The 20,640-nt window shown below is 60.9% G+C and carries 28 protein-coding genes; 19 read left to right on the top strand and 9 right to left on the bottom strand.

Annotated features, from left to right (window positions below):
• Positions 1–102: 102 nt before the first annotated feature.
• From CKW18_RS00855 to pilG, 3 genes are read right to left on the bottom strand one after another with little or no spacing between them, the layout of a single operon-like run.
• Positions 103–642, bottom strand: coding sequence for a chemotaxis protein CheW (locus CKW18_RS00855; RefSeq protein ID WP_095187002.1), 540 nt, complete (start codon positions 640–642; stop codon positions 103–105).
• Positions 643–652: 10 nt separating this feature from the next.
• On the bottom strand, positions 653–1,018 hold the full coding sequence (gene pilH / locus CKW18_RS00850; RefSeq protein WP_027926574.1) for a twitching motility response regulator PilH: 366 nt from the start codon (positions 1,016–1,018) through the stop codon (positions 653–655).
• A gap of 60 nt (positions 1,019–1,078) precedes the next feature.
• Complete coding sequence (gene pilG / locus CKW18_RS00845; protein WP_007913673.1) at positions 1,079–1,483, bottom strand: twitching motility response regulator PilG; 405 nt, start codon at positions 1,481–1,483, stop codon at positions 1,079–1,081.
• 225 nt (positions 1,484–1,708) lie between these two features.
• Here pilG and gshB point away from each other — a divergent pair, with 225 nt between their 5' ends.
• The 7 genes from gshB (at position 1,709) to CKW18_RS00810 (ending at position 7,772) form a co-directional block, all read left to right on the top strand.
• On the top strand, positions 1,709–2,680 hold the full coding sequence (gene gshB, locus CKW18_RS00840) for a glutathione synthase (protein WP_095187001.1): 972 nt from the start codon (positions 1,709–1,711) through the stop codon (positions 2,678–2,680).
• Between the two features lie 107 nt (positions 2,681–2,787).
• Positions 2,788–3,687, top strand: a complete 900-nt coding sequence (locus CKW18_RS00835) for an energy transducer TonB (protein WP_095187000.1) — start codon at positions 2,788–2,790, stop codon at positions 3,685–3,687.
• Between the two features lie 171 nt (positions 3,688–3,858).
• Positions 3,859–4,431: a YqgE/AlgH family protein gene (locus CKW18_RS00830; protein ID WP_095186999.1), complete on the top strand. Its 573-nt coding sequence runs from the start codon at positions 3,859–3,861 to the stop codon at positions 4,429–4,431.
• Positions 4,431–4,868 (top strand): Holliday junction resolvase RuvX, encoded by a 438-nt coding sequence (gene ruvX, locus CKW18_RS00825; protein WP_064589634.1) that lies wholly within the window; start codon positions 4,431–4,433, stop codon positions 4,866–4,868. The genes CKW18_RS00830 and ruvX overlap by 1 nt, the downstream gene beginning before the upstream one ends.
• A gap of 97 nt (positions 4,869–4,965) precedes the next feature.
• A complete protein-coding gene (gene pyrR / locus CKW18_RS00820) occupies positions 4,966–5,472 on the top strand; it encodes a bifunctional pyr operon transcriptional regulator/uracil phosphoribosyltransferase PyrR (RefSeq protein ID WP_095186998.1) in 507 nt (168 codons plus the stop codon).
• Between the two features lie 27 nt (positions 5,473–5,499).
• Positions 5,500–6,504 (top strand): aspartate carbamoyltransferase catalytic subunit, encoded by a 1,005-nt coding sequence (locus tag CKW18_RS00815; protein ID WP_007913665.1) that lies wholly within the window; start codon positions 5,500–5,502, stop codon positions 6,502–6,504.
• On the top strand, positions 6,501–7,772 hold the full coding sequence (locus CKW18_RS00810; RefSeq protein ID WP_095186997.1) for a dihydroorotase: 1,272 nt from the start codon (positions 6,501–6,503) through the stop codon (positions 7,770–7,772). Before CKW18_RS00815 ends, CKW18_RS00810 begins: the two co-directional genes overlap by 4 nt.
• Before the next feature lie 93 nt (positions 7,773–7,865).
• Here the strand turns inward: CKW18_RS00810 and CKW18_RS00805 are convergent, their stop codons facing one another.
• On the bottom strand, positions 7,866–8,300 hold the full coding sequence (locus CKW18_RS00805; RefSeq protein ID WP_095186996.1) for a TM2 domain-containing protein: 435 nt from the start codon (positions 8,298–8,300) through the stop codon (positions 7,866–7,868).
• A 248-nt stretch (positions 8,301–8,548) separates the two neighbouring features.
• On the opposite strand from CKW18_RS00805, the gene CKW18_RS00800 reads away from it, so the two are divergent.
• On the top strand, positions 8,549–9,172 hold the full coding sequence (locus tag CKW18_RS00800; protein ID WP_095186995.1) for a C40 family peptidase: 624 nt from the start codon (positions 8,549–8,551) through the stop codon (positions 9,170–9,172).
• Between the two features lie 143 nt (positions 9,173–9,315).
• Here CKW18_RS00800 and CKW18_RS00795 read toward each other — a convergent pair whose 3' ends face one another.
• Positions 9,316–10,350: a type IV pilus twitching motility protein PilT gene (locus CKW18_RS00795; protein ID WP_007953348.1), complete on the bottom strand. Its 1,035-nt coding sequence runs from the start codon at positions 10,348–10,350 to the stop codon at positions 9,316–9,318.
• 56 nt (positions 10,351–10,406) lie between these two features.
• Between CKW18_RS00795 and CKW18_RS00790 the strand changes: the two genes are divergently transcribed.
• The 10 genes from CKW18_RS00790 to CKW18_RS00745 all read left to right on the top strand — a co-directional run bounded on the left by CKW18_RS00790 (position 10,407) and on the right by CKW18_RS00745 (position 17,393).
• The gene (locus CKW18_RS00790) at positions 10,407–11,093 is read left to right on the top strand and encodes a YggS family pyridoxal phosphate-dependent enzyme (protein WP_095186994.1); all 687 of its coding nucleotides are present in this window, start codon (positions 10,407–10,409) and stop codon (positions 11,091–11,093) included.
• A 23-nt stretch (positions 11,094–11,116) separates the two neighbouring features.
• Complete coding sequence (gene proC / locus CKW18_RS00785; RefSeq protein WP_095186993.1) at positions 11,117–11,935, top strand: pyrroline-5-carboxylate reductase; 819 nt, start codon at positions 11,117–11,119, stop codon at positions 11,933–11,935.
• Positions 11,936–11,945: 10 nt separating this feature from the next.
• Positions 11,946–12,536, top strand: a complete 591-nt coding sequence (locus CKW18_RS00780; protein WP_095186992.1) for a YggT family protein — start codon at positions 11,946–11,948, stop codon at positions 12,534–12,536.
• A complete protein-coding gene (locus tag CKW18_RS00775) occupies positions 12,533–12,826 on the top strand; it encodes a DUF167 domain-containing protein (protein WP_095186991.1) in 294 nt (97 codons plus the stop codon). Before CKW18_RS00780 ends, CKW18_RS00775 begins: the two co-directional genes overlap by 4 nt.
• Before the next feature lie 185 nt (positions 12,827–13,011).
• The gene (locus tag CKW18_RS00770; RefSeq protein ID WP_095186990.1) at positions 13,012–14,151 is read left to right on the top strand and encodes a homoserine O-acetyltransferase; all 1,140 of its coding nucleotides are present in this window, start codon (positions 13,012–13,014) and stop codon (positions 14,149–14,151) included.
• A gap of 7 nt (positions 14,152–14,158) precedes the next feature.
• Positions 14,159–14,779 carry a methionine biosynthesis protein MetW gene (gene metW, locus CKW18_RS00765; protein WP_095186989.1) on the top strand — a complete coding sequence of 207 codons (621 nt, stop codon included), beginning with the start codon at positions 14,159–14,161 and terminating at the stop codon, positions 14,777–14,779.
• 25 nt (positions 14,780–14,804) lie between these two features.
• Complete coding sequence (locus tag CKW18_RS00760) at positions 14,805–15,239, top strand: DUF4426 domain-containing protein (RefSeq protein ID WP_095186988.1); 435 nt, start codon at positions 14,805–14,807, stop codon at positions 15,237–15,239.
• Positions 15,236–15,832, top strand: coding sequence for an RdgB/HAM1 family non-canonical purine NTP pyrophosphatase (gene rdgB, locus CKW18_RS00755; RefSeq protein WP_095186987.1), 597 nt, complete (start codon positions 15,236–15,238; stop codon positions 15,830–15,832). The genes CKW18_RS00760 and rdgB overlap by 4 nt, the downstream gene beginning before the upstream one ends.
• Positions 15,829–17,034, top strand: coding sequence for a radical SAM family heme chaperone HemW (gene hemW / locus CKW18_RS00750; protein ID WP_095186986.1), 1,206 nt, complete (start codon positions 15,829–15,831; stop codon positions 17,032–17,034). The genes rdgB and hemW overlap by 4 nt, the downstream gene beginning before the upstream one ends.
• Positions 17,035–17,069: 35 nt before the next feature.
• Complete coding sequence (locus tag CKW18_RS00745; protein ID WP_095186985.1) at positions 17,070–17,393, top strand: DUF3392 domain-containing protein; 324 nt, start codon at positions 17,070–17,072, stop codon at positions 17,391–17,393.
• Positions 17,394–17,524: 131 nt separating this feature from the next.
• Here the strand turns inward: CKW18_RS00745 and trmB are convergent, their stop codons facing one another.
• The 4 genes from trmB to CKW18_RS00725 all read right to left on the bottom strand — a co-directional run bounded on the left by trmB (position 17,525) and on the right by CKW18_RS00725 (position 19,777).
• Positions 17,525–18,250 carry a tRNA (guanosine(46)-N7)-methyltransferase TrmB gene (trmB, locus tag CKW18_RS00740; RefSeq protein ID WP_007913622.1) on the bottom strand — a complete coding sequence of 242 codons (726 nt, stop codon included), beginning with the start codon at positions 18,248–18,250 and terminating at the stop codon, positions 17,525–17,527.
• Positions 18,251–18,259: 9 nt separating this feature from the next.
• Complete coding sequence (locus CKW18_RS00735) at positions 18,260–19,054, bottom strand: thiazole synthase (protein ID WP_047297148.1); 795 nt, start codon at positions 19,052–19,054, stop codon at positions 18,260–18,262.
• Between the two features lie 60 nt (positions 19,055–19,114).
• On the bottom strand, positions 19,115–19,315 hold the full coding sequence (thiS, locus tag CKW18_RS00730; RefSeq protein WP_167394879.1) for a sulfur carrier protein ThiS: 201 nt from the start codon (positions 19,313–19,315) through the stop codon (positions 19,115–19,117).
• 90 nt (positions 19,316–19,405) lie between these two features.
• Positions 19,406–19,777 (bottom strand): DUF423 domain-containing protein, encoded by a 372-nt coding sequence (locus CKW18_RS00725; protein WP_095186984.1) that lies wholly within the window; start codon positions 19,775–19,777, stop codon positions 19,406–19,408.
• A gap of 74 nt (positions 19,778–19,851) precedes the next feature.
• Here CKW18_RS00725 and mtgA point away from each other — a divergent pair, with 74 nt between their 5' ends.
• On the top strand, positions 19,852–20,574 hold the full coding sequence (mtgA, locus tag CKW18_RS00720) for a monofunctional biosynthetic peptidoglycan transglycosylase (RefSeq protein ID WP_095186983.1): 723 nt from the start codon (positions 19,852–19,854) through the stop codon (positions 20,572–20,574).
• Positions 20,575–20,640: the final 66 nt, after the last annotated feature.

Raw genomic sequence — 20,640 nt, 5'->3', positions numbered from 1 at the left:
GCGAGCCTGCTCGCGAAAGCGCTGGGTCAGCCAATATTTATCTTGCCTGACACGCCCTCTTCGCGAGCAGGCTCGCTCCCACAGGGGACGGTGTTGAATCTGTTATATCGCGACGCTCATGAACACCGGGGATTTGGCCAGGGCAAACAAACTGAACACCCGCCAGTTCTGCTCGCGCCGGAAATACCCTTTGACGAACTCGGCCTTGGAGCCCTGCCGTTTGCTGATCGAGATGGGCTCGAAACTACCCTGCTCGAAATGCTGCAAACCAAACACCTCATCGACCATCAGCCCGGCAAACACGTCCCCATGCTCAACCACCAATACCCGCCGCTGCTTGCGCAATGGCGACAGCTCATGCCCGAAGAAACCGCACAGGTCCATGATCGGCAGCAGCCGCCCACGCAGGTTAGCCACCCCTTTGACCCACGGTTTGACCCCGGGCAATTGGGTGAAGCGCGGTTCGTGCAGCACTTCGCTGACTTCGCCCATCGGCGCCACGTACCAGTGCTCGCCAAGGCGAAAGCCGATGCCGCTCCAGCGATCCTGGCGCGCCGGTTGCGACGGCAGGTCGGCCGCCAGCAAGCGGCAGCGCTGGTCAATCTGCCAGAGCAGTTCGAACGCGGTCAGCGATTCGCTCATGACCGCGCGATCAACCGGCCAGCACGTTGTTCAGGGTTTTGATCAGGGTTTCTTCATCGACCGGTTTGGTCAGGTAATCCTTGGCGCCCTGGCGGGTACCCCAGACCTTGTCGGTTTCCTGATCCTTGGTGGTGATGATGATCACCGGGATGTGCCCGGTGTCCGGGTCCTTGGTCAGTTGACGGGTCGCCTGAAAACCGTTGAGGCCGGGCATGACGATGTCCATCAGCACCGCGTCGGGTTTTTCCTGACGGGCCAGGGCGACGCCGTCGGCGCCATTTTCGGCCTTGAGCACTTCATGGCCGTGCTTTTCCAGCATGCCGGTCAGTTTGTACATTTCAGTCGGCGAATCATCGACGATCAGGATACGAGCCATGGTCTTCCCCATTTTTCTTGTCGACATCCGGCCCGCTGGCCGAGCGTCACTGTACGTGTCTTACTGCGGCAAAACGGCGGCGAAGCCCGGAACATGGGCCTGGATCGCGTTGAGCAATTCTTCCTTGCTGAAAGGCTTGGTCAAAAATTGATCAGAACCGACAATCCGCCCCTTGGCCTTGTCGAACAGCCCGTCGCGCGACGACAGCATGATCACCGGCGTTGCCTTGAACGCACTGTTGTTCTTGATTAAAGCGCAGGTCTGATAACCATCCAGACGCGGCATCATGATGTCGACAAAGATGATGCCGGGATGGTTGTCGGCGATCTTCGCCAAAGCATCAAAACCGTCGATTGCCGTGATGACCTCGCAACCCACATTTTTCAACAAGGTTTCGGCGGTGCGGCGAATCGTTTTCGAGTCGTCGATCACCATGACCTTCAAGGCGCTGGACTGCTGTTCCATAAGGGGGCTCTACCGTCGCCTTTGCGAATCAAATTGTCCGTTTTGCGATGAGTAATGGCTGGAAACCCTTGATGCTCAAGGGCCAGCACGATATGGCAGCCTTTTTAGCACAGTCTCCAGATGCAATCTATCGACGGGTTTTCCCTTGACCGCAAACCCGCCCGGCGCCACTCTGGCGGCACTTTTTTCATACCGATCCGGTAGCCAATTTTCGAGGAAAACCCAATGAGCGTTCGCGTCGGGATTGTCATGGACCCTATCGCCAGCATTTCCTATAAAAAGGATAGCTCGCTGGCCATGCTGCTGGCCGCGCAGAAGCGCGGCTGGGAACTGTTCTATATGGAACAGCGCGACCTGTATCAGGCCGAAGGTCAGGCGCGGGCACGGATGAAGCCGCTGCGAGTCTTCGCCAACCCGGAAAAATGGTTCGAACTGGACGCCGAGCAGGACAACCTGCTGAGCGATCTGGACGTGATCCTGATGCGCAAGGATCCACCGTTCGACATGGAGTTCGTTTACTCCACCTACCTGCTCGAACAGGCCGAAACCGCCGGGGTGCTGGTGGTGAACAAGCCGCAGAGCCTGCGTGACTGCAATGAAAAGCTGTTCGCCACGCTGTTCCCGCAGTGCACGCCGGCGACCATCGTCAGCCGCCGCGCCGACGTCCTGCGCGAGTTCGCCGCCAAACACGGCGACGTGATTCTCAAGCCGCTGGACGGCATGGGCGGTACGTCGATCTTCCGTCACCGTGCCGGCGATCCGAACCTGTCGGTGATTCTCGAAACCCTGACCGCCCTCGGCGGCCAGCAGATCATGGGTCAGGCCTACCTGCCGGCGATCAAGGACGGCGACAAGCGCATCCTGATGATCGACGGCGAGCCGGTGGATTACTGCCTGGCGCGGATTCCGGCCCAGGGCGAAACCCGTGGCAACCTCGCCGCTGGTGGCCGTGGTGAAGCGCGTCCGTTGACTGACAAGGATCGCTGGATCGCCGCTCAGGTCGGCCCGACCTTGCGTGAAAAAGGTCTGCTGTTCGTCGGTCTGGATGTGATCGGCGAGAATCTGACCGAAATCAACGTCACCAGCCCGACCTGCATCCGCGAAATCGACAACGCGTTCGGCACCGACATCGGCGGCATGCTGATGGATGCCATCGACAAGAAGCTGCAAGCCGCCGGCAAAAAGCCGCAAGCTTGATGTGCGTCACATGCAGTCTGTCGCTTGAAGCGTGAAGCCCAAGGCGTGAAACCAACATTGCGTTATCATGCGCAGCCTCTGAAAAACGCGATGTTGGTTTTCTTGTCATGACCCTCCCGTCCGATCTGCCCACAGAACTCGCCCATCGTGGCGTGCGCCCGGCCGATCGCCTCGGATTTACCCTGTTTCTCGCGGCGCTGATTCACTTGGCGCTGCTGCTGGGCGTCGGTTTCACCATGGTCGAGCCCAAGCAGATCAGCAAAACCCTGGAAATCACCCTCGCCACCTTCAAGAGCGAAAAGAAGCCCGAGAAGGCCGATTTCCTCGCGCAGGAACACCAGGAAGGCAGCGGCACGCTGGACAAGAAGGCGATTCCGAAGACCACCGAGGTCGCGCCGTTCCAGGACAATCAGGTCAAAAAGGTTACGCCGCCACCGGCCGCCAAGCCGCAAGTGCAGGAAGCCGCGCCCAAGGCGGCGGTGACCACCGTCGCGCCGAAGCCGAAAAAAGCCCCGACCAAGAAAGAAGAAAGCAAAACCGAGGTCAAACCGACCGTCGACGCGCCGGAGTTCGACAGCTCGCAGTTGTCCAGCGACATCGCCAGCCTCGAAGCGGAACTGGCCAAGGAACAACAGCTGTACGCCAAGCGCCCGCGCATTCACCGCCTGAGCGCGGCGTCGACCATGCGCGACAAAGGTGCCTGGTACAAGGATGACTGGCGCAAGAAGGTCGAGCGCATCGGCAACCTCAATTACCCCGAGGAAGCGCGGCGCAAGCAGATCTACGGCAATTTGCGCCTGATGGTCTCGATCAACCGTGATGGCTCGCTGTATGAGGTGCTGGTGCTGGAGTCGTCGGGGCAGCCGCTGCTGGATCAGGCGGCGCAGCGCATCGTCCGACTGGCGGCGCCATTTGCCCCGTTTACCGGTGATCTGTCGGATATCGACCGACTGGAAATCATCCGCACCTGGAAATTCGCCCGGGGCGACAAGCTCTCGAGCAATTAAAGACACTACAAAACCCTGTAGGAGCGAGCCTGCTCGCGAATGCGGTGTGTCATCCAACACTGATGTGACTGATCCACCGCTTTCGCGAGCAGGCTCGCTCCCACATTGGATCGGTGTGTCACCTGCATCACTAGCTTGTCAGTTCGCCCCTTGAACGCCACACTAGCGCACATGAAAAACGTCAGCCCCAGCTACCTCAAGCATCACTTCCTGATCGCCATGCCCCACATGGCCGACCCGAACTTTGCCCACACCTTGACCTACATCGTCGAGCACACGGCCAATGGCGCCATGGGCATTGTGGTCAACAGGCCGCAAGAGCTGAATCTGGCTGACATCCTTGAGCAATTGCGCCCGGACATCGATCCGCCGGGCCTCTGCCAGCATGTGCCGATCTTTATCGGCGGGCCGGTGCAGACCGATCGCGGCTTTGTCCTGCACCCGGCGGGGAAGACCTTCCAGGCCACCGCCCAGCTCGACGGCGACCTGGCCTTGTCCACCTCGCAGGACGTGCTGTTCGCCATCGCTGACGGCGTCGGCCCGGCAAAAAGCCTGATTGCCCTCGGTTACGCCGGTTGGGAAGCCGGGCAACTGGAAGCCGAAATGGCCGACAACGCCTGGCTGACCTGCCCGTATGACGCCGACATCCTGTTCAACACCAGCAGCGAATTGCGTCTGGACGCGGCGGCCCGGCACTTGGGGATCGACCTCAACCTGCTAACCAGCCAGGCAGGGCACGCCTGATGGCCCTGCGCCTGATTCTCGGCTTCGACTACGGCACCAAACAGATCGGCGTTGCCGTCGGCCAGGTGATCACCGGCCAGGCCCGCGAACTCTGCACCCTCAAAGCGCAGAACGGCGTGCCCGACTGGAACCAGGTCGAAGCGCTTATAAAGGAATGGAAACCCGACGCCGTCGTCGTCGGCCTGCCGCTGAACATGGACGGCACGCCGAGCGACATGTGCGTACGCGCAGAAAAGTTCGCCCGGCGCCTCAATGGCCGCTTCAACCTGCCCTTCTACACCCACGACGAGCGACTGACGACGTTCGAAGCCAAGGGCGAACGGCTGGCCCGTGGCGGCCAGAAAGGCAGTTACCGCGACAACCCGGTGGACGCCATCGCCGCTGCTTTGCTGTTGCAGGGCTGGCTCGACGAAAACACCGCACTGTTTGAATCCTGACTGCATTTAATTCTGAAAAGCGCTACGGCGCTTTTCTTTTGGCTAAACCCCCAGCCACGTCCGGCAGGACGCGGCTCGGGTCGAAGAAGGAGCAACCATGAGCCTGCCCAATCCCGCCGATCTGATCAGCCAGATGGCAACACGCCTCAAGGCGCACCTTGCCCAGCGTGATATCCGCGAACCGCGTTACATCGGCATCCGCACTGGCGGTATCTGGGTCGCGCAAGCCTTGCTCAAGGAATTGGGCAGCGACGCGCCGCTGGGCACGCTGGATGTTTCCTTCTACCGCGATGACTTCAGCCAGAACGGCCTGCACCCGCAAGTGCGCCCGTCCGCCCTGCCCTTCGAGATCGAAGGCCAGCATCTGGTGCTGATCGACGACGTGCTGATGAGCGGCCGCACCATCCGCGCCGCCATGAACGAATTGTTCGACTACGGCCGCCCGGCCAGCGTGACCCTGGTCTGCCTGTTGGACCTGGACGCCGGTGAGCTGCCGATCCGCCCGAACGTGGTCGGCGCGACCCTGGCGCTGGCCGCCCACGAGCGCGTGAAGCTGTCCGGCCCCGAGCCGTTGACGCTCGAACTGCAAGACCTGAATCCTTAATCCGCCCTATTGAGAGTCCCCCTCGCGATGACGCCTCTAGATACCAAGCGCCCGCTGCAGCTCAATGATCAGGGCCAGCTGCGCCACTTCCTCTCGCTCGACGGCCTGCGCCGCGAGTTGCTGACGGAAATCCTCGACACTGCCGACTCATTCCTCGAAGTCGGTGCCCGGGCCGTGAAGAAGGTGCCATTGCTGCGCGGCAAGACCGTGTGCAACGTGTTCTTCGAAAACTCCACGCGCACCCGCACCACCTTCGAACTGGCGGCCCAGCGGCTGTCGGCGGACGTGATCACCCTGAACGTGTCGACCTCGTCGGCGAGTAAAGGTGAAACGCTGCTCGACACCCTGCGCAACCTCGAAGCCATGGCCGCCGATATGTTCGTCGTGCGCCACGGTGATTCCGGCGCCGCGCACTTCATCGCCGAACATGTTTGCCCGCAAGTGGCGATCATCAACGGCGGCGACGGCCGTCACGCGCACCCGACGCAGGGCATGCTCGACATGCTGACTATCCGTCGGCACAAGGGCGGTTTCGAAAACCTCTCGGTGGCCATCGTCGGCGATATCCTGCACTCGCGGGTCGCGCGCTCGAACATGCTCGCGCTGAAAACCCTCGGCTGCCCGGACATCCGCGTGATCGCGCCGAAAACCCTGCTGCCGATCGGCATCGAGCAGTACGGCGTGAAGGTCTACACCGATATGACCGAAGGCCTGAAAGACGTCGACGTGGTGATCATGCTGCGTCTGCAACGCGAGCGCATGACCGGCGGCCTGCTGCCGAGCGAAGGCGAGTTCTACCGCCTGTTCGGCCTGACCACCGCGCGCCTGGCCGGGGCCAAACCCGATTGCATCGTCATGCACCCGGGGCCGATCAACCGGGGGGTGGAGATCGAATCCGCTGTGGCCGACGGCCCGCACTCGGTGATCCTCAATCAGGTCACCTACGGCATCGCGATTCGTATGGCCGTGTTGTCCATGGCCATGAGCGGGCAAACAGCGCAACGTCAATTCGAGCAGGAGAACGCCCAGTGAAGCTCAGCATTCTCGGCGCCCGCGTCATCGATCCCAGCAGCGGCCTGGATCAAATCACCGACATTCACGTTGAAGCCTGCAAGATCGTCGCCCTCGGCGCGGCACCGGCCGGTTTCAGCGCAGTCGAAACCATCGACGCCACAGGTCTGGTGGCCGCTCCCGGCCTTGTCGATCTGAACGTTGCCCTGCGCGAGCCGGGTTACAGCCGCAAAGGCTCGATTGCCAGCGAGACTCGCGCGGCAGCGGCCGGCGGCGTGACCAGCCTGTGCTGCCCGCCGCAAACCAAACCGGTGCTCGACACCTCCGCCGTGGCCGAACTGATCCTCGACCGCGCCCGCGAAGCCGGCAACACCAAAGTGTTCCCGATTGGCGCACTGAGCAAAGGCCTGGACGGTGAGCAACTGGCTGAGCTGGTGGCGTTGCGCGACGCTGGTTGTGTGGCGTTCGGCAACGGTCTGGAGAGCTTCCGCAATACGCGCACCCTGTGCCGGGCGCTGGAATATGCGGCGACGTTCGACCTGACGGTGATCTTCAACTCGCAGGATCACGATCTGGCCGAAGGTGGCCTGGCCCATGAAGGCGCCGTCGCCAGTTTCCTCGGCCTGCCGGGTATTCCGGAAACCGCTGAAACCGTAGCGCTGGCCCGCGACCTGTTGCTGGTCGAGCAGACCGGCGTACGCGCGCACTTTAGCCAACTGACCAGTGCTCGCGGCGTGGCCTTGATCGCTCAGGCTCAGGCGCGTGGTTTGAAGGTGACCGCCGATGTCGCGCTGTATCAACTGATCCTGACCGATGAAGCGCTGATCGACTTCAGCAGCCTCTATCACGTCCAGCCGCCGCTACGCACCCGCGCGGATCGCGATGGCCTGCGTGAAGCGGTGAAGTCCGGCGTGGTCTCAGCGATCTCCAGCCATCACCAGCCCCACGAGCGCGACGCCAAACTGGCGCCGTTCGGCGCGACCGAGCCGGGCATCAGCAGTGTTGAACTGCTGCTGCCACTGGCGATGACGCTGGTTGAGGATGGCTTGCTCGATCTGCCGACGCTGCTGGCGCGTCTGAGCGCTGGCCCGGCCGAGGCGCTGCGCCTGCCGGCGGGCAAACTGGCGGTGGGCGGTGCGGCGGATATCGTGCTGTTCGATCCAAAAGCGTCCACCGTGGCCGGTGAAGGCTGGCTGTCGAAGGGCGAGAACTGCCCGTTCCTCGGCCACAGTTTGCCGGGTGTGGTTCGTTATACCCTGGTGGATGGGCGGATCAGCCACCAGGCCTGATACCGGGCTGCCCCATTCGCGAGCAGGCTCGCTCCCACATTGGATCTGTGAACGACACAAATCCCCTGTGGGAGCGGGCTTGCTCGCGAAGACTTACTGGAAGGCGCCTCTGCCTTCGGCGTTGCGTACAGACACCTGATCATTCAGCGTCCAGAAGTCATACAGCACGCCAATAAAGAACAACCCGCCCGTCAGCAGGTAGATCAGCCCGCTGATCCATTTCCCTTGGTACATCCGGTGCACGCCGAGCGCGCCGAGAAAGGTCAGCAGAATCCACGCCACGTTGTACTCGATCGGCCCGTCGGCAAAGCGCAGATCCGCTTCGCGATCCATTGCCGGGATCAGAAACAAGTCGATCAGCCAGCCAATCCCCAGCAAACCGAAGGTGAAAAACCAGATCGTCCCGGTCACTGGCTTGCCGTAATAAAAGCGGTGAGCGCCGGTAAATCCGAAGATCCACAGCAGGTAACCGATGAGTTTGCTATGGGTGTCTTTTTCCTTCACACGGGGTAGCTGATAGCTGTTCATGAAGACCTCGTTTCACTCGATAGATAAATATTCTTGAATTCTTTGTGACTTTTTTACAGGTAGCCGACGTATGGCAAATGTTAGGCTGAGCTCCGTCAAAGCCTTATAGCACCGGACTTCTGTCAGACAATCGCGTCAATTTGCCGCTTATTTGGTTCCGTTGCCTCCAGAGTCAATCGACCAACGGACTCGGAAAGGACAAAAAAGCTGTTATAAAGTTGCGCGCTATCACTTAAGAGCCACGCCTAATGCGACCATTTTTCAAGACATGGCTAACTATTTGCCTATTAATGCCACTGGCCGCCCACGCCACCAATCGTGAGCAACGTCTTCCCAACGTTAACGGCTTTACCCCTAAATCCCATGCTTCTGCCCCATCGAGCAAAAGCAAGCAAAGCAAAGTCACCACGCTGAGCAGCAAAGGCAACAGCAAGCTGGTACCACCGATGGCGAGCAAGGAAAGCAGCAATGTCCTTAGCCGCGCGGTGAATGTGCTCGGTACACCTTATCGTTGGGGCGGCAGCAGCCCAAGTAAAGGTTTCGACTGCAGCGGCCTGGTGAAATACGCGTTCAACGACGCTACGTTTGACCTGCCACGCACCTCCAATGCCATGGCCAGCGGCCACGGCGAGAAAGTCGATCGCAAGGATCTGAAGCCAGGCGATCTGATTTTCTTCAACATCAAGAGCCGTCGGGTCAATCACGTTGCCATTTACCTGGGCAACGACCGTTTCATCCACGCACCGCGTCGTGGCAAGTCGGTGAGCATCGATACGTTGAACAAACCGTACTGGGAAAAACATTACGTGGTTGCCAAGCGGGTGCTGCCGAAAGAGCCTGCCAGCAAGCAGATGCGCGTAGTTCAACGCTGAGCTGACTGATCCAGAATCTGTTCAAGCAGTACTGGCCCCTTCGCGAGCAAGCCCGCTCCCACATTTGATTTGTGAACGACACAGATCCAATGTGGGAGCGGGCTTGCTCGCGAAGGGGCCAGTGAAAGCAACACAAGCCTCTCTCAGAAATTATCCGGCGTACGCGCCTTCTCCCGCGCATGCTCGCGGCTGATCAAGCCTTTGGTCACCAGATCCTTCAGGCACATGTCCAGTGTCTGCATCCCCAGCGACCCGCCCGTCTGAATCGCCGAATACATCTGCGCCACCTTGTCCTCGCGGATCAGGTTACGGATCGCCGACGTGCCCAGCATGATCTCGTGCGCCGCCACACGCCCGCCGCCGATCTTCTTGATCAGCGTCTGCGAGACCACCGCCAGCAACGACTCCGACAGCATCGAACGCACCATCGACTTCTCGTCTCCGGGGAATACGTCCACCACCCGGTCGATGGTTTTCGCCGCTGAAGTGGTGTGCAGCGTGCCGAACACTAAATGCCCGGTCTCGGCGGCGGTGAGCGCCAGGCGAATGGTTTCCAGATCACGCATCTCGCCGACCAGAATCACATCCGGGTCTTCCCGCAGCGCTGAACGCAACGCCGTGGCGAAACTGCGGGTATCGCGGTGCACTTCGCGCTGATTGATCAGGCATTTGCGCGATTCGTGAACGAATTCGATCGGATCTTCGATAGTCAGGATGTGGTGATGGCGATGGGTGTTGAGGTAATCGATCATCGCCGCCAGCGTGGTCGACTTTCCGGAACCGGTCGGCCCGGTCACCAGCACCAGCCCGCGTGGGGCGTCGGTGATCTTGCGAAAGACGTCGCCCATGGCGAGGTCTTCCATGCTCAGCACTTTCGATGGAATGGTGCGGAATACCGCGCCAGCGCCACGGTTCTGGTTGAAGGCATTGACCCGGAACCGCGCCACACCCGGCACCTCGAAGGAAAAGTCGGTTTCCAGATGTTTCTCGAAGTCGACGCGCTGGGTGTCGTTCATGATGTCGTAGATCAATTCGTGCACTTGCTTGTGATCCAGCGCCGGCAGATTGATCCGTCGCACATCGCCATCGACGCGGATCATCGGCGGCAGACCGGCCGACAGGTGCAGGTCGGAAGCGCCCTGTTTGGCGCTGAAGGCCAGCAATTCAGTGATATCCATAGCGCTCCTCAATTCCAGTAGAATGCCGCGAACCTTCAGACCGCCGGCGCCTCTTGATGTCCACGATAGCAGACAACATTCAACTGGTTAGTTCGCGCATCCAGGCTGCCACCGCAGCGGCCGGGCGCACTGAAAACAGCGTGCAGTTGCTGGCCGTGAGCAAGACCAAACCCACCGAGGCCTTGCGTGAAGCCTACGCTGCCGGCTTGCGCGACTTTGGCGAGAACTACCTGCAGGAAGCCTTGGGCAAACAGCTCGAACTGGCCGACCTGCCCTTGATCTGGCACTTCATCGGCCCCATTCAATCGAACAAGACTCGCGCCATTGCCGAGCATTTCGACTGGGTGCATTCCGTGGATCGCCTGAAAATTGCCCAACGCCTGTCCGAACAGCGCCCGGCCGACCTGCCGCCGCTGAATATCTGCATTCAGGTCAACGTCAGCGGCGAAGCCAGCAAGTCCGGCTGCACCCCGGCCGACCTGCCGGCCCTGGCCGAAGCCATCAACGCCTTGCCGCGCCTGAAACTGCGCGGGCTGATGGCAATTCCCGAGCCGACCGAAGATCGCGCCGAACAGGACGCCGCTTTTGCGGCTGTGCAACGCTTGCAGGACAGCCTGAATCTGCCGCTCGACACACTTTCCATGGGCATGAGCCACGACCTCGAATCGGCCATTGCCCAAGGCGCCACCTGGGTTCGTATCGGTACGGCCCTATTTGGCGCTCGCGACTATTCCCAATCTTGAAACTTTCCAGATAAGGACCTGACATGAGCAACACACGTATTGCCTTTATCGGTGCCGGCAACATGGCCGCCAGCCTGATCGGCGGCCTGCGGGCCAAGGGTCTGGAAGCCGCGCACATCCGTGCCAGCGATCCGGGCGAAGAAACTCGCGCCAAAGTCAGTGCCGAACACGGCATCGAAACCTTTGCCGATAACGCCGAGGCTATCGATGGCGTCGACGTCGTCGTGCTGGCGGTCAAGCCACAGGCGATGAAAGCCGTGTGCGAAGCGATTCGCCCGAGCTTGAAACCGAATCAACTGGTGGTATCGATTGCCGCCGGCATCACTTGTGCGAGCATGACCGCATGGCTCGGCGAACAGCCGATCGTGCGCTGCATGCCGAACACCCCGGCGCTGCTGCGTCAGGGCGTGAGCGGTTTGTACGCCACGAGCGAAGTGACTGCCGAACAACGCCAGCAAGCCGAGGAGCTGCTGTCCGCCGTCGGCATCGCACTGTGGCTGGACGAAGAACAGCAACTGGACGCCGTGACCGCCGTGTCCGGTTCCGGCCCTGCGTACTTCTTCCTGCTGATCGAAGCCATGACCGCTGCTGGCGTCAAACTCGGCCTGCCGAAAGAAACTGCCGAACAACTGACCCTGCAAACGGCTCTGGGCGCCGCGCACATGGCGGTTTCCAGTGACGTCGACGCCGCCGAACTGCGCCGTCGCGTGACTTCACCGGCCGGTACTACAGAAGCTGCAATCAAATCGTTCCAGGCCGGCGGTTTCGAAGCCCTGGTGGAAAAAGCACTCGGCGCCGCCGCGCACCGCTCGGCCGAAATGGCCGAACAACTGGGCAAATAAGGAGCCTTACATGATTGGATTGAACACCGCAGCGGTTTACGTGCTGCAAACCCTCGGCAGTCTGTACCTGCTGATCGTACTGCTGCGCTTCGTCCTGCAACTGGTGCGGGCGAACTTCTACAACCCGCTTTGCCAGTTCATTGTCAAAGCGACTCAGCCGCTGCTCAAGCCACTGCGCCGGATCATCCCGAGCATGTTCGGCCTCGATATGTCGTCGCTGGTACTGGCGATTCTGGTGCAACTGGCGCTGATGGCGTTGACCCTGCTGCTGACCTACGGCACCACCGGCAACCCGCTGCAACTGTTTATCTGGTCGCTGATCGGCGTGACCGCGCTGTTCCTGAAGATCTTCTTCTTCGCCCTGATCATCAGCGTGATCCTCTCGTGGGTCGCACCGGGCAGTCACAATCCGGGCGCTGAGCTGGTCAACCAGATCTGCGAACCGGCCCTGGCGCCGTTCCGCAAGTTCCTGCCAAACCTCGGCGGGCTGGATCTGTCGCCGATCTTCGCGTTTCTGGCGCTGAAGCTGATCGACATGCTGGTGATCAATAACCTCGCGGCGATGACGATGATGCCGGAAATCCTCCGTCTGCTGATGTGAGCTGGTTTCGTTGGGACGGTGACGACCTGATTCTGGAGTGTCACCTGCAACCTGCGGCCCGTAGCGATGATTTCTGCGGGCTGCACGGTGATCGTCTGAAGATTCGCCTGACCGCGCCGCCGGTCGAGGGCAAGGCCAATGCTTATCTGATGGGTTTTCTGGCCAAGGCGTTTGGGGTGTCCAAGAGCCAGGTCAGTTTGCTCAGCGGCGAGTTGAACCGGCAGAAACGGGTGAAGATTTGCTCGCCGAAGAAGTTGCCGGATTTGCCTGACCTGGTGCGCCCAAACTGAAGCACCGAGTCGCCCCATTCGCGAGCAAGCCCGCTCCCACATTGGAATGCGATCCCCTGTGGGAGCGGGCTTGCTCGCGAATGGCTGCACATCGGTCAGAAGCGAACACATCAGGCCCGATCGTTGCTTGCTGCTAACCCCCGTGGTCATTAGACTTACGCCTCATTTCAACGAGAGCAGGGTCGATGCCAGCTGCCTTTCCCCCCGATTCTGTTGGTCTGGTGACGCCGCAAACGGCGCACTTCAGCGAACCTCTGGCCTTGGCCTGTGGCCGTTCGCTGCCCGCTTATGACCTGATCTACGAAACCTACGGCACGCTCAACGCACAGGCGAACAACGCCGTGCTGATCTGCCACGCCTTGTCCGGCCATCACCACGCCGCCGGCTATCACAGCCCCGACGACCGCAAGCCCGGTTGGTGGGACAGCTGCATCGGCCCCGGCAAGCCAATCGACACCAGCAAGTTCTTCGTGGTCAGCCTGAATAATCTGGGCGGCTGCAACGGCTCCACCGGCCCGAGCAGCATCAACCCGGAGACCGGCAAACCGTTCGGTGCCGACTTCCCGGTGCTCACCGTGGAAGACTGGGTACACAGCCAGGCGCGTCTGGCCGACCTGCTCGGCATCGGCCAGTGGGCAGCGGTGATCGGCGGTAGCCTCGGTGGTATGCAGGCCCTGCAATGGACCATCACTTATCCGGATCGCGTACGTCACTGCCTGGCCATCGCCTCGGCGCCCAAGCTGTCGGCGCAGAACATCGCCTTCAACGAAGTGGCGCGCCAGGCGATCCTCACCGACCCGGAATTCCACGGTGGTTCGTTTCAGGAAGCCGGTGTGATCCCCAAGCGCGGCCTGATGCTGGCGCGAATGGTCGGGCACATCACTTACCTGTCCGACGACTCCATGGGCGAGAAATTCGGCCGTGGCCTGAAGAGCGAAAAGCTCAACTACGACTTCCACAGCGTCGAGTTCCAGGTCGAAAGCTATCTGCGTTATCAGGGCGAAGAGTTCTCCGGACGCTTCGACGCCAACACCTATCTGTTGATGACCAAGGCGCTGGATTACTTCGATCCGGCGGCGAACTTCGACGATAACCTGGCGAAAACCTTCGAGAATGCCACGGCCAAGTTCTGCGTGATGTCGTTCACCACCGACTGGCGCTTCTCCCCGGCCCGTTCGCGGGAGCTCGTAGACGCACTGATGGCGGCGCACAAAGACGTCAGCTACCTGGAAATCGACGCGCCGCAGGGCCACGACGCCTTTCTGATTCCGATCCCGCGCTATTTGCAGGCGTTCGGCAATTACATGAACCGAATCACGTTGTGAGAAAGCCATGAGAGCTGATCTGGAAATCATCCAGGAATGGATCCCCGCCGGCAGCCGCGTCCTCGACCTGGGTTGCGGTGACGGCGAGTTGCTGACCTGGCTGCGCGACCACAAGCAGGTCACCGGCTATGGCCTGGAAAACGACGCCGACAACATCGCTCAATGCGTGGCCAAAGGCGTCAACGTCATCGAGCAGGATCTGGACAAAGGGCTGGGCAACTTCGCCAGCAACAGTTTCGATATCGTGGTGATGACCCAGGCCCTGCAAGCCGTGCATTACCCGGACAAGATCCTCGACGAAATGCTGCGCGTTGGCCGGCAGTGCATCATCACCTTCCCCAACTTCGGTCACTGGCGCTGCCGCTGGTACCTGGCGAGCAAGGGCCGCATGCCGGTGTCCGAGTTTCTGCCGTACACCTGGTACAACACGCCGAACATCCACTTCTGCACCTTCGAAGACTTTGAAGAACTTTGCCGCGAACGTGATGCGAAGGTCATTGATCGGCTTGCTGTGGATCAACAGCACCGCCACGGGTGGGCCAGTAAGCTATGGCCTAATCTGTTAGGTGAGATTGGTATCTACCGCGTCAGCAGCCCGGTGCTTGCAGATCACCGGGTCGCTGTCTGAGCCACGACATTTCGAGGAGACGAACATGGGTCGTTTAGCGTTGTTGTTATTCACAGCCTGCCTGAGCGTCAGCGCCATGGCGGCCGACGTCATCAAGGGCGAACGCAAGGAAACCTTCGGCGACGTGACGGTGCACTACAACACCTTCAATTCCACGTTTCTGACCCCGGACATCGCCAAGGCAGCAGAGCTTGTCCGCAGCAAACACCAAGGCGTGATCAATGTCTCGGTGATCAAGGACGGCAAGCCATTGGTCGCCAACGTTACCGGCACGGTCAAAGACCTGACCAGCCAGAGCGTACCGCTGAATTTCCGCAAGGTGACCGAACAAGGTGCGATCTACTACATCGCCCAGTACCCGGTGGAGCAGCAGGAAACCCGCACCTTTGAAATCAAGGTGCAGAACGGTGACAAGATCAACACCATCAATTTCAACCAAGAACTCTTTCCCGGCGAATGATGAACCTCAAGCAACTCGTACTGGCCAGCCATAACGCCGGCAAACTCAAAGAACTCCAGGCCATGCTCGGCGACTCGGTGCAACTGCGCTCGATCGGCGAATGGAGCAAGGTCGAGCCGGAAGAAACCGGCCTGTCGTTCGTCGAGAACGCGATCCTCAAGGCGCGTAACGCCGCACGCATTTCCGGGCTGCCGGCGCTGGCCGACGACTCCGGTCTGGCGGTGGATTTCCTCGGCGGTGCGCCGGGCATCTACTCGGCGCGCTATGCCGACGGCAAGGGTGATGCAGCGAACAACGCCAAACTGCTCGACGCCCTCAAAGACGTGCCTGAAGCGGAACGCGGCGCGCAATTCGTCTGCGTGCTGGCACTGGTCCGTCACGCCGATGATCCGTTGCCGATCCTCTGCGAAGGCCTGTGGCACGGACGCATCCTGACCGCCGCCAGCGGCGAACACGGTTTTGGCTACGACCCGCTGTTCTGGGTGCCGGAACGTGACGTATCCAGCGCTGAACTGAGCCCGGCCGACAAGAACCAGATCAGCCACCGCGCCCGTGCAATGGATCTGCTGCGCCAGCGTCTGGGCCTGAAATGACCGACAGCCCCTCTGCGTCGTCGCTGATCATCGGCGGGGCCGCTTCTTCGCCTCGGGCGCCGCTGCCAACCCTGCCGCCCCTGGCGCTGTACATCCACATCCCGTGGTGTGTGCGCAAATGCCCGTATTGCGACTTCAACTCGCACACCGCCAGCCCGGTGCTGCCGGAGCAGGAATACGTCGACGCGTTGCTGGCCGATCTCGATCAGGATCTGCACGCGGTGTATGGCCGTGAAATCAGCTCGATTTTCTTCGGTGGCGGCACACCGAGCCTGTTCAGCGCCGAAGCCCTTGGGCGTTTACTGGAAGGCGTCGAACAGCGCATTCCGTTCGCTGCCGACATCGAAATCACTCTGGAAGCCAATCCCGGCACGTTCGAGCAAGAGAAGTTCGTCGCGTACCGCAAGCTGGGGATCAATCGCCTGTCGATCGGTATCCAGAGTTTCCAGCAGGAGAAGCTCAAAGCGCTCGGCCGCATCCACAACGGCGATGAAGCGGTGCGCGCCGCCGGCATGGCGCGTCAGGCCGGGTTCGATAACTTCAACCTCGACTTGATGCACGGCTTGCCCGATCAGTCGCTGGACGATGCCTTGAGCGATCTGCGCCAGGCCATCGAACTGAAGCCGACGCACATCTCCTGGTATCAACTGACGCTGGAGCCGAACACGGTGTTCTGGAACCAGCCGCCGGTGCTGCCGGAAGACGACACGCTGTGGGACATTCAAGAGGCCGGGCAGGCGCTGCTGGCCGAGCACGGTTACGCGCAATACGAAGTGTCGGCTTATGCGCAGGCCGGACGCCCGGCGCGGCATAACCTCAATTACTGGAGTTTCGGCGACTTCATCGGCATCGGCGCTGGCGCCCACGGCAAGCTCAGCCACCCGGACGGGCGCATCGTGCGCACCTGGAAGACGCGCCTGCCGAAGGACTATCTCAACCCGGCGAAATGCTTTCAGGCCGGCGAGAAAGCCCTGACCAACGATGAAATGCCGTTCGAATTCCTGATGAACGCTTTGCGCCTGACCGCTGGCGTCGAATCGCGCCTGTATCCGCAGCGCACCGGGCTGTCGCTGGAAAGCCTCGCCGAAGGCCGGGCAGCGGCAGAACAAAGCGGCCTGTTGCAGGTCGAACCGTCACGTCTGGCGGCCACCGAGCGCGGACAGCTGTTCCTCAACGACTTGCTGCAACAATTTCTGAACTGAGCCCAACCCTCAACTTCTGTCCCAAGGGAAAACGCATGGATTTGATACTCGACCTGCTCGCCACCGTCTCCCGCTGGAGCCGCAGCAACCTCTCGGAAATCGCCCTGGCGCTGGTGGGCTGCCTGCTGGTGCTGTTCGGCGCCGACTTCAAAGGCTGGGTCGAGCAACGCCTGGGCAGCATCGCCGGCGCCCTGCGCGTGCCACTGATGGCCCTGCTGTGCATGATTGGCAGCGGCGCTGCGCTGATCTACGCCACACCGTGGGTGATCAAGGGGTTGAGCCAGTTCAACAACTACAGTCTGGCACCGGTGTTGTTGGTGGTACTGGTGCTGATCGGCGTAGTCGCCGACCGCCGCTGATTCCGCAAACACCCCAAAACAACTGTGGGAGCGAGCCTGCTCGCGAATACGGTGTGTCAGTCAACATCAGTGTTGAATGAACATCCGCTTTCGCGAGCAGGCTCGCTCCCACAGGTTTTGTTGCGTGATGCTTAAGCGAGTTTTTCGAACTTCAGGTCCCACACGCCATGGCCAAGACGTTCGCCGCGGCGTTCGAACTTGGTGATCGGGCGTTCGGCCGGGCGTGGGACGCACTTGCCGTCTTCGGCGAGGTTGCGGTAGCCCGGGGCGACGTTCATCACTTCCAGCATGTATTCGGCATACGGTTCCCAGTCGGTGGCCATGTGCAGAATGCCGCCGACCTTCAACTTGCTGCGCACCAGTTCGGCGAACGACGCCTGAACGATGCGACGCTTGTGGTGACGGCTCTTGTGCCACGGATCCGGGAAGAACAGCATCAGGCGATCGAGGCTGTTGTCGGCGATGCAGCGGTTGAGCACTTCGATCGCGTCGCAATCGTAAACCCGCAGGTTGGTCAGGCCCTGAGTCAGCACACCGTTGAGCAGCGCGCCGACACCCGGACGGTGAACTTCAACGCCGATGAAATCCTGCTCCGGTGCCGCCGCGGCCATTTCCAGCAGCGAGTGGCCCATGCCGAAACCGATCTCCAGCGAGCGCGGCGCCGAACGGCCGAACACCTGATCGTAATCCACCGGCGCGTCGGCCAGCGGCAGCACGTACAGCGGCGCGCCCTGATCCAGACCACGTTGCTGGCCTTCGGTCATGCGCCCGGCGCGCATCACGAAACTCTTGATGCGGCGGTGTTGGCGCTCGTCGCCCTCTTCCGTCTGGATAGGCGTGTCGTTCGATTCAGTCATCAATGGCTCTTACTTGATCAGACCATCCAGCGGCGAAGAGGCGCTGGCATAGAGTTTTTTCGGCATGCGGCCGGCGAGGTAGGCCAGACGGCCTGCGACGATCGCGTGTTGCATGGCTTGGGCCATCATCACTGGCTGCTGGGCGTGGGCGATGGCCGAGTTCATCAGAACGGCGTCGCAACCCAGCTCCATCGCGATGGTGGCGTCGGAAGCAGTACCAACACCGGCATCGACCAGCACCGGGATCTTGGCTTCTTCGAGGATGATCTGCAGGTTGTACGGATTGCAGATCCCCAGACCGGAACCGATCAGACCGGCCAGCGGCATCACCGCGATGCAGCCGATTTCCGCCAGTTGACGGGCGATGATCGGGTCATCGCTGGTGTAGACCATCACGTCGAAACCTTCCTTGACCAGCGTTTCAGCGGCCTTGAGGGTTTCGATCACGTTGGGGAACAGGGTTTTCTGGTCGGCCAGCACTTCCAGCTTCACCAGGTTGTGGCCGTCGAGCAGCTCACGGGCCAGGCGGCAGGTGCGCACGGCTTCGATGGCGTCGTAGCAACCGGCGGTGTTCGGCAGGAAGGTGTAGCGATCCGGCGACAGTACGTCGAGCAGGTTCGGCTCGCCTTCGATCTGGCCCAGGTTGGTGCGGCGCACGGCGAAGGTGACGATTTCGGCACCCGAGGCTTCGATGGCCTGGCGGGTTTCTTCCATGTCACGGTACTTGCCGGTACCAACCAGCAAACGCGACTGGTAAGTACGACCGGCCAGCACAAAAGGCTTGTCGCTACGAACGATGCTCATGGGGAATCCTCTTTAGGGGTGAGGGTCTTGCAGAATTCGGTGCCCTTGCGGGCCGGGCAATTAGCCGCCGCCGATGGCGTGTACCACTTCGACGTTGTCGCCGTCGTTGAGCGTGGTGTCGGCATGCTGGCTGCGCGGGACGATATCCAGATTGAGTTCGACTGCTACCCGGCGTCCGGTCAGATCCAGACGGGTCAGCAGGGCCGCAACGGTTTCACCGTCGGGCAGTTCAAGGGATTCGCCGTTCAACTGAATGCGCATGCGCAAGGCCGCCATCATTTTTAGGGGCTGGCATTCTAGCCCGATCAGACGGGGCGACCCAAGCCATTCATCGTGAAATGGACTACCCGGTCAGCTCAGCCGCCAGGCGGCAAGCCCCAGGCACAGCCAGCCGATCAGGAAGGCCAGGCCACCGAACGGGGTAATGATGCCTAGCTTGCTGATGCCGGTGGTGGTCAGTACGTAGAGACTGCCGGAGAACAGCAGGATGCCGACGGTGAAGGAGACGCCAGCCCATGTGACGAGCCGCCCCTGAATCTGCGTAGCCAGCAGTGCAACGCCAAACAACGCCAGCGTGTGCACCAGTTGATAGGTGACGCCCGTGTGGAAAATCGCCAGATACTCCGGCGTCAGACGGTTTTTCAGGCCATGGGCGGCGAATGCACCCAATGCAACCCCGGTAAAACCAAAGAAAGCGGCCAGCATCAGAAAGCCACGCAGCATGTGGAACTCCAGTCAGACTCGATCGGCAGGGTCTGTATAATGGCCCGCTCCACGGGTTCGGCCAAGCCATCTCTATGCTGCGTTCAATTTTCCGTCGTCTCACGAAGGCCCTGCTCTGGTTCGCGGGCGGCAGCGTTTTGCTGGTCCTGGTGTTTCGCTTCGTGCCGCCGCCGGGCACGGCGCTGATGGTCGAGCGCAAGGTCGAATCCTGGGTCGACGGCGAGCCGATCGACCTGCAGCGCAGCTGGAAGCCCTGGGACGAGATTTCCGATGATCTCAAGGTGGCCGTCATGGCCGGTGAGGATCAGAAGTTTCCCGAGCATTGGGGCTTTGATTTCAGCGCCATTCAGGCCGCGCTGGCCCACAATGAACTCGGCGGCTCGATTCGCGGCGCCAGTACGCTGAGCCAGCAAGTGTCGAAGAACCTGTTTCTGTGGGCCGGTCGTAGCTATCTGCGCAAAGGCCTGGAGGCTTGGTTTACCGCGCTGATCGAGGTGTTCTGGCCCAAGCAGCGGATTCTCGAGGTGTACCTGAACAGCGTCGAGTGGGATGACGGGGTATTTGGCGCCGAGGCGGCGGCGCGGCATCACTTTGGTGTGAGCGCGAAGTCGTTGTCGCGGCAGCAGGCGAGTTATCTGGCCGCTGTTCTGCCGAATCCTCGGGTCTGGAGCGCCAGCCATCCGACGGCTTATGTGTCGCGGCGGGCCGGGTGGATTCGCCAGCAGATGAGTCAGTTGGGTGGGACCAGTTATCTGCTCGGGCTCAATGATTCACGCCGGGCACCTTGGGCTCGATAGCCAGTCACGAATCTTCCAAATCCTGAAAATCCCATGTGGGAGCCAGCCTGCTCGCGAAAGCGGTGT

The organism is Pseudomonas sp. Irchel 3E19 (assembly GCF_900187585.1).
GTDB lineage: Bacteria > Pseudomonadota > Gammaproteobacteria > Pseudomonadales > Pseudomonadaceae > Aquipseudomonas > Aquipseudomonas baetica.
This window is presented reverse-complemented; position numbering and strand designations above follow the sequence as displayed.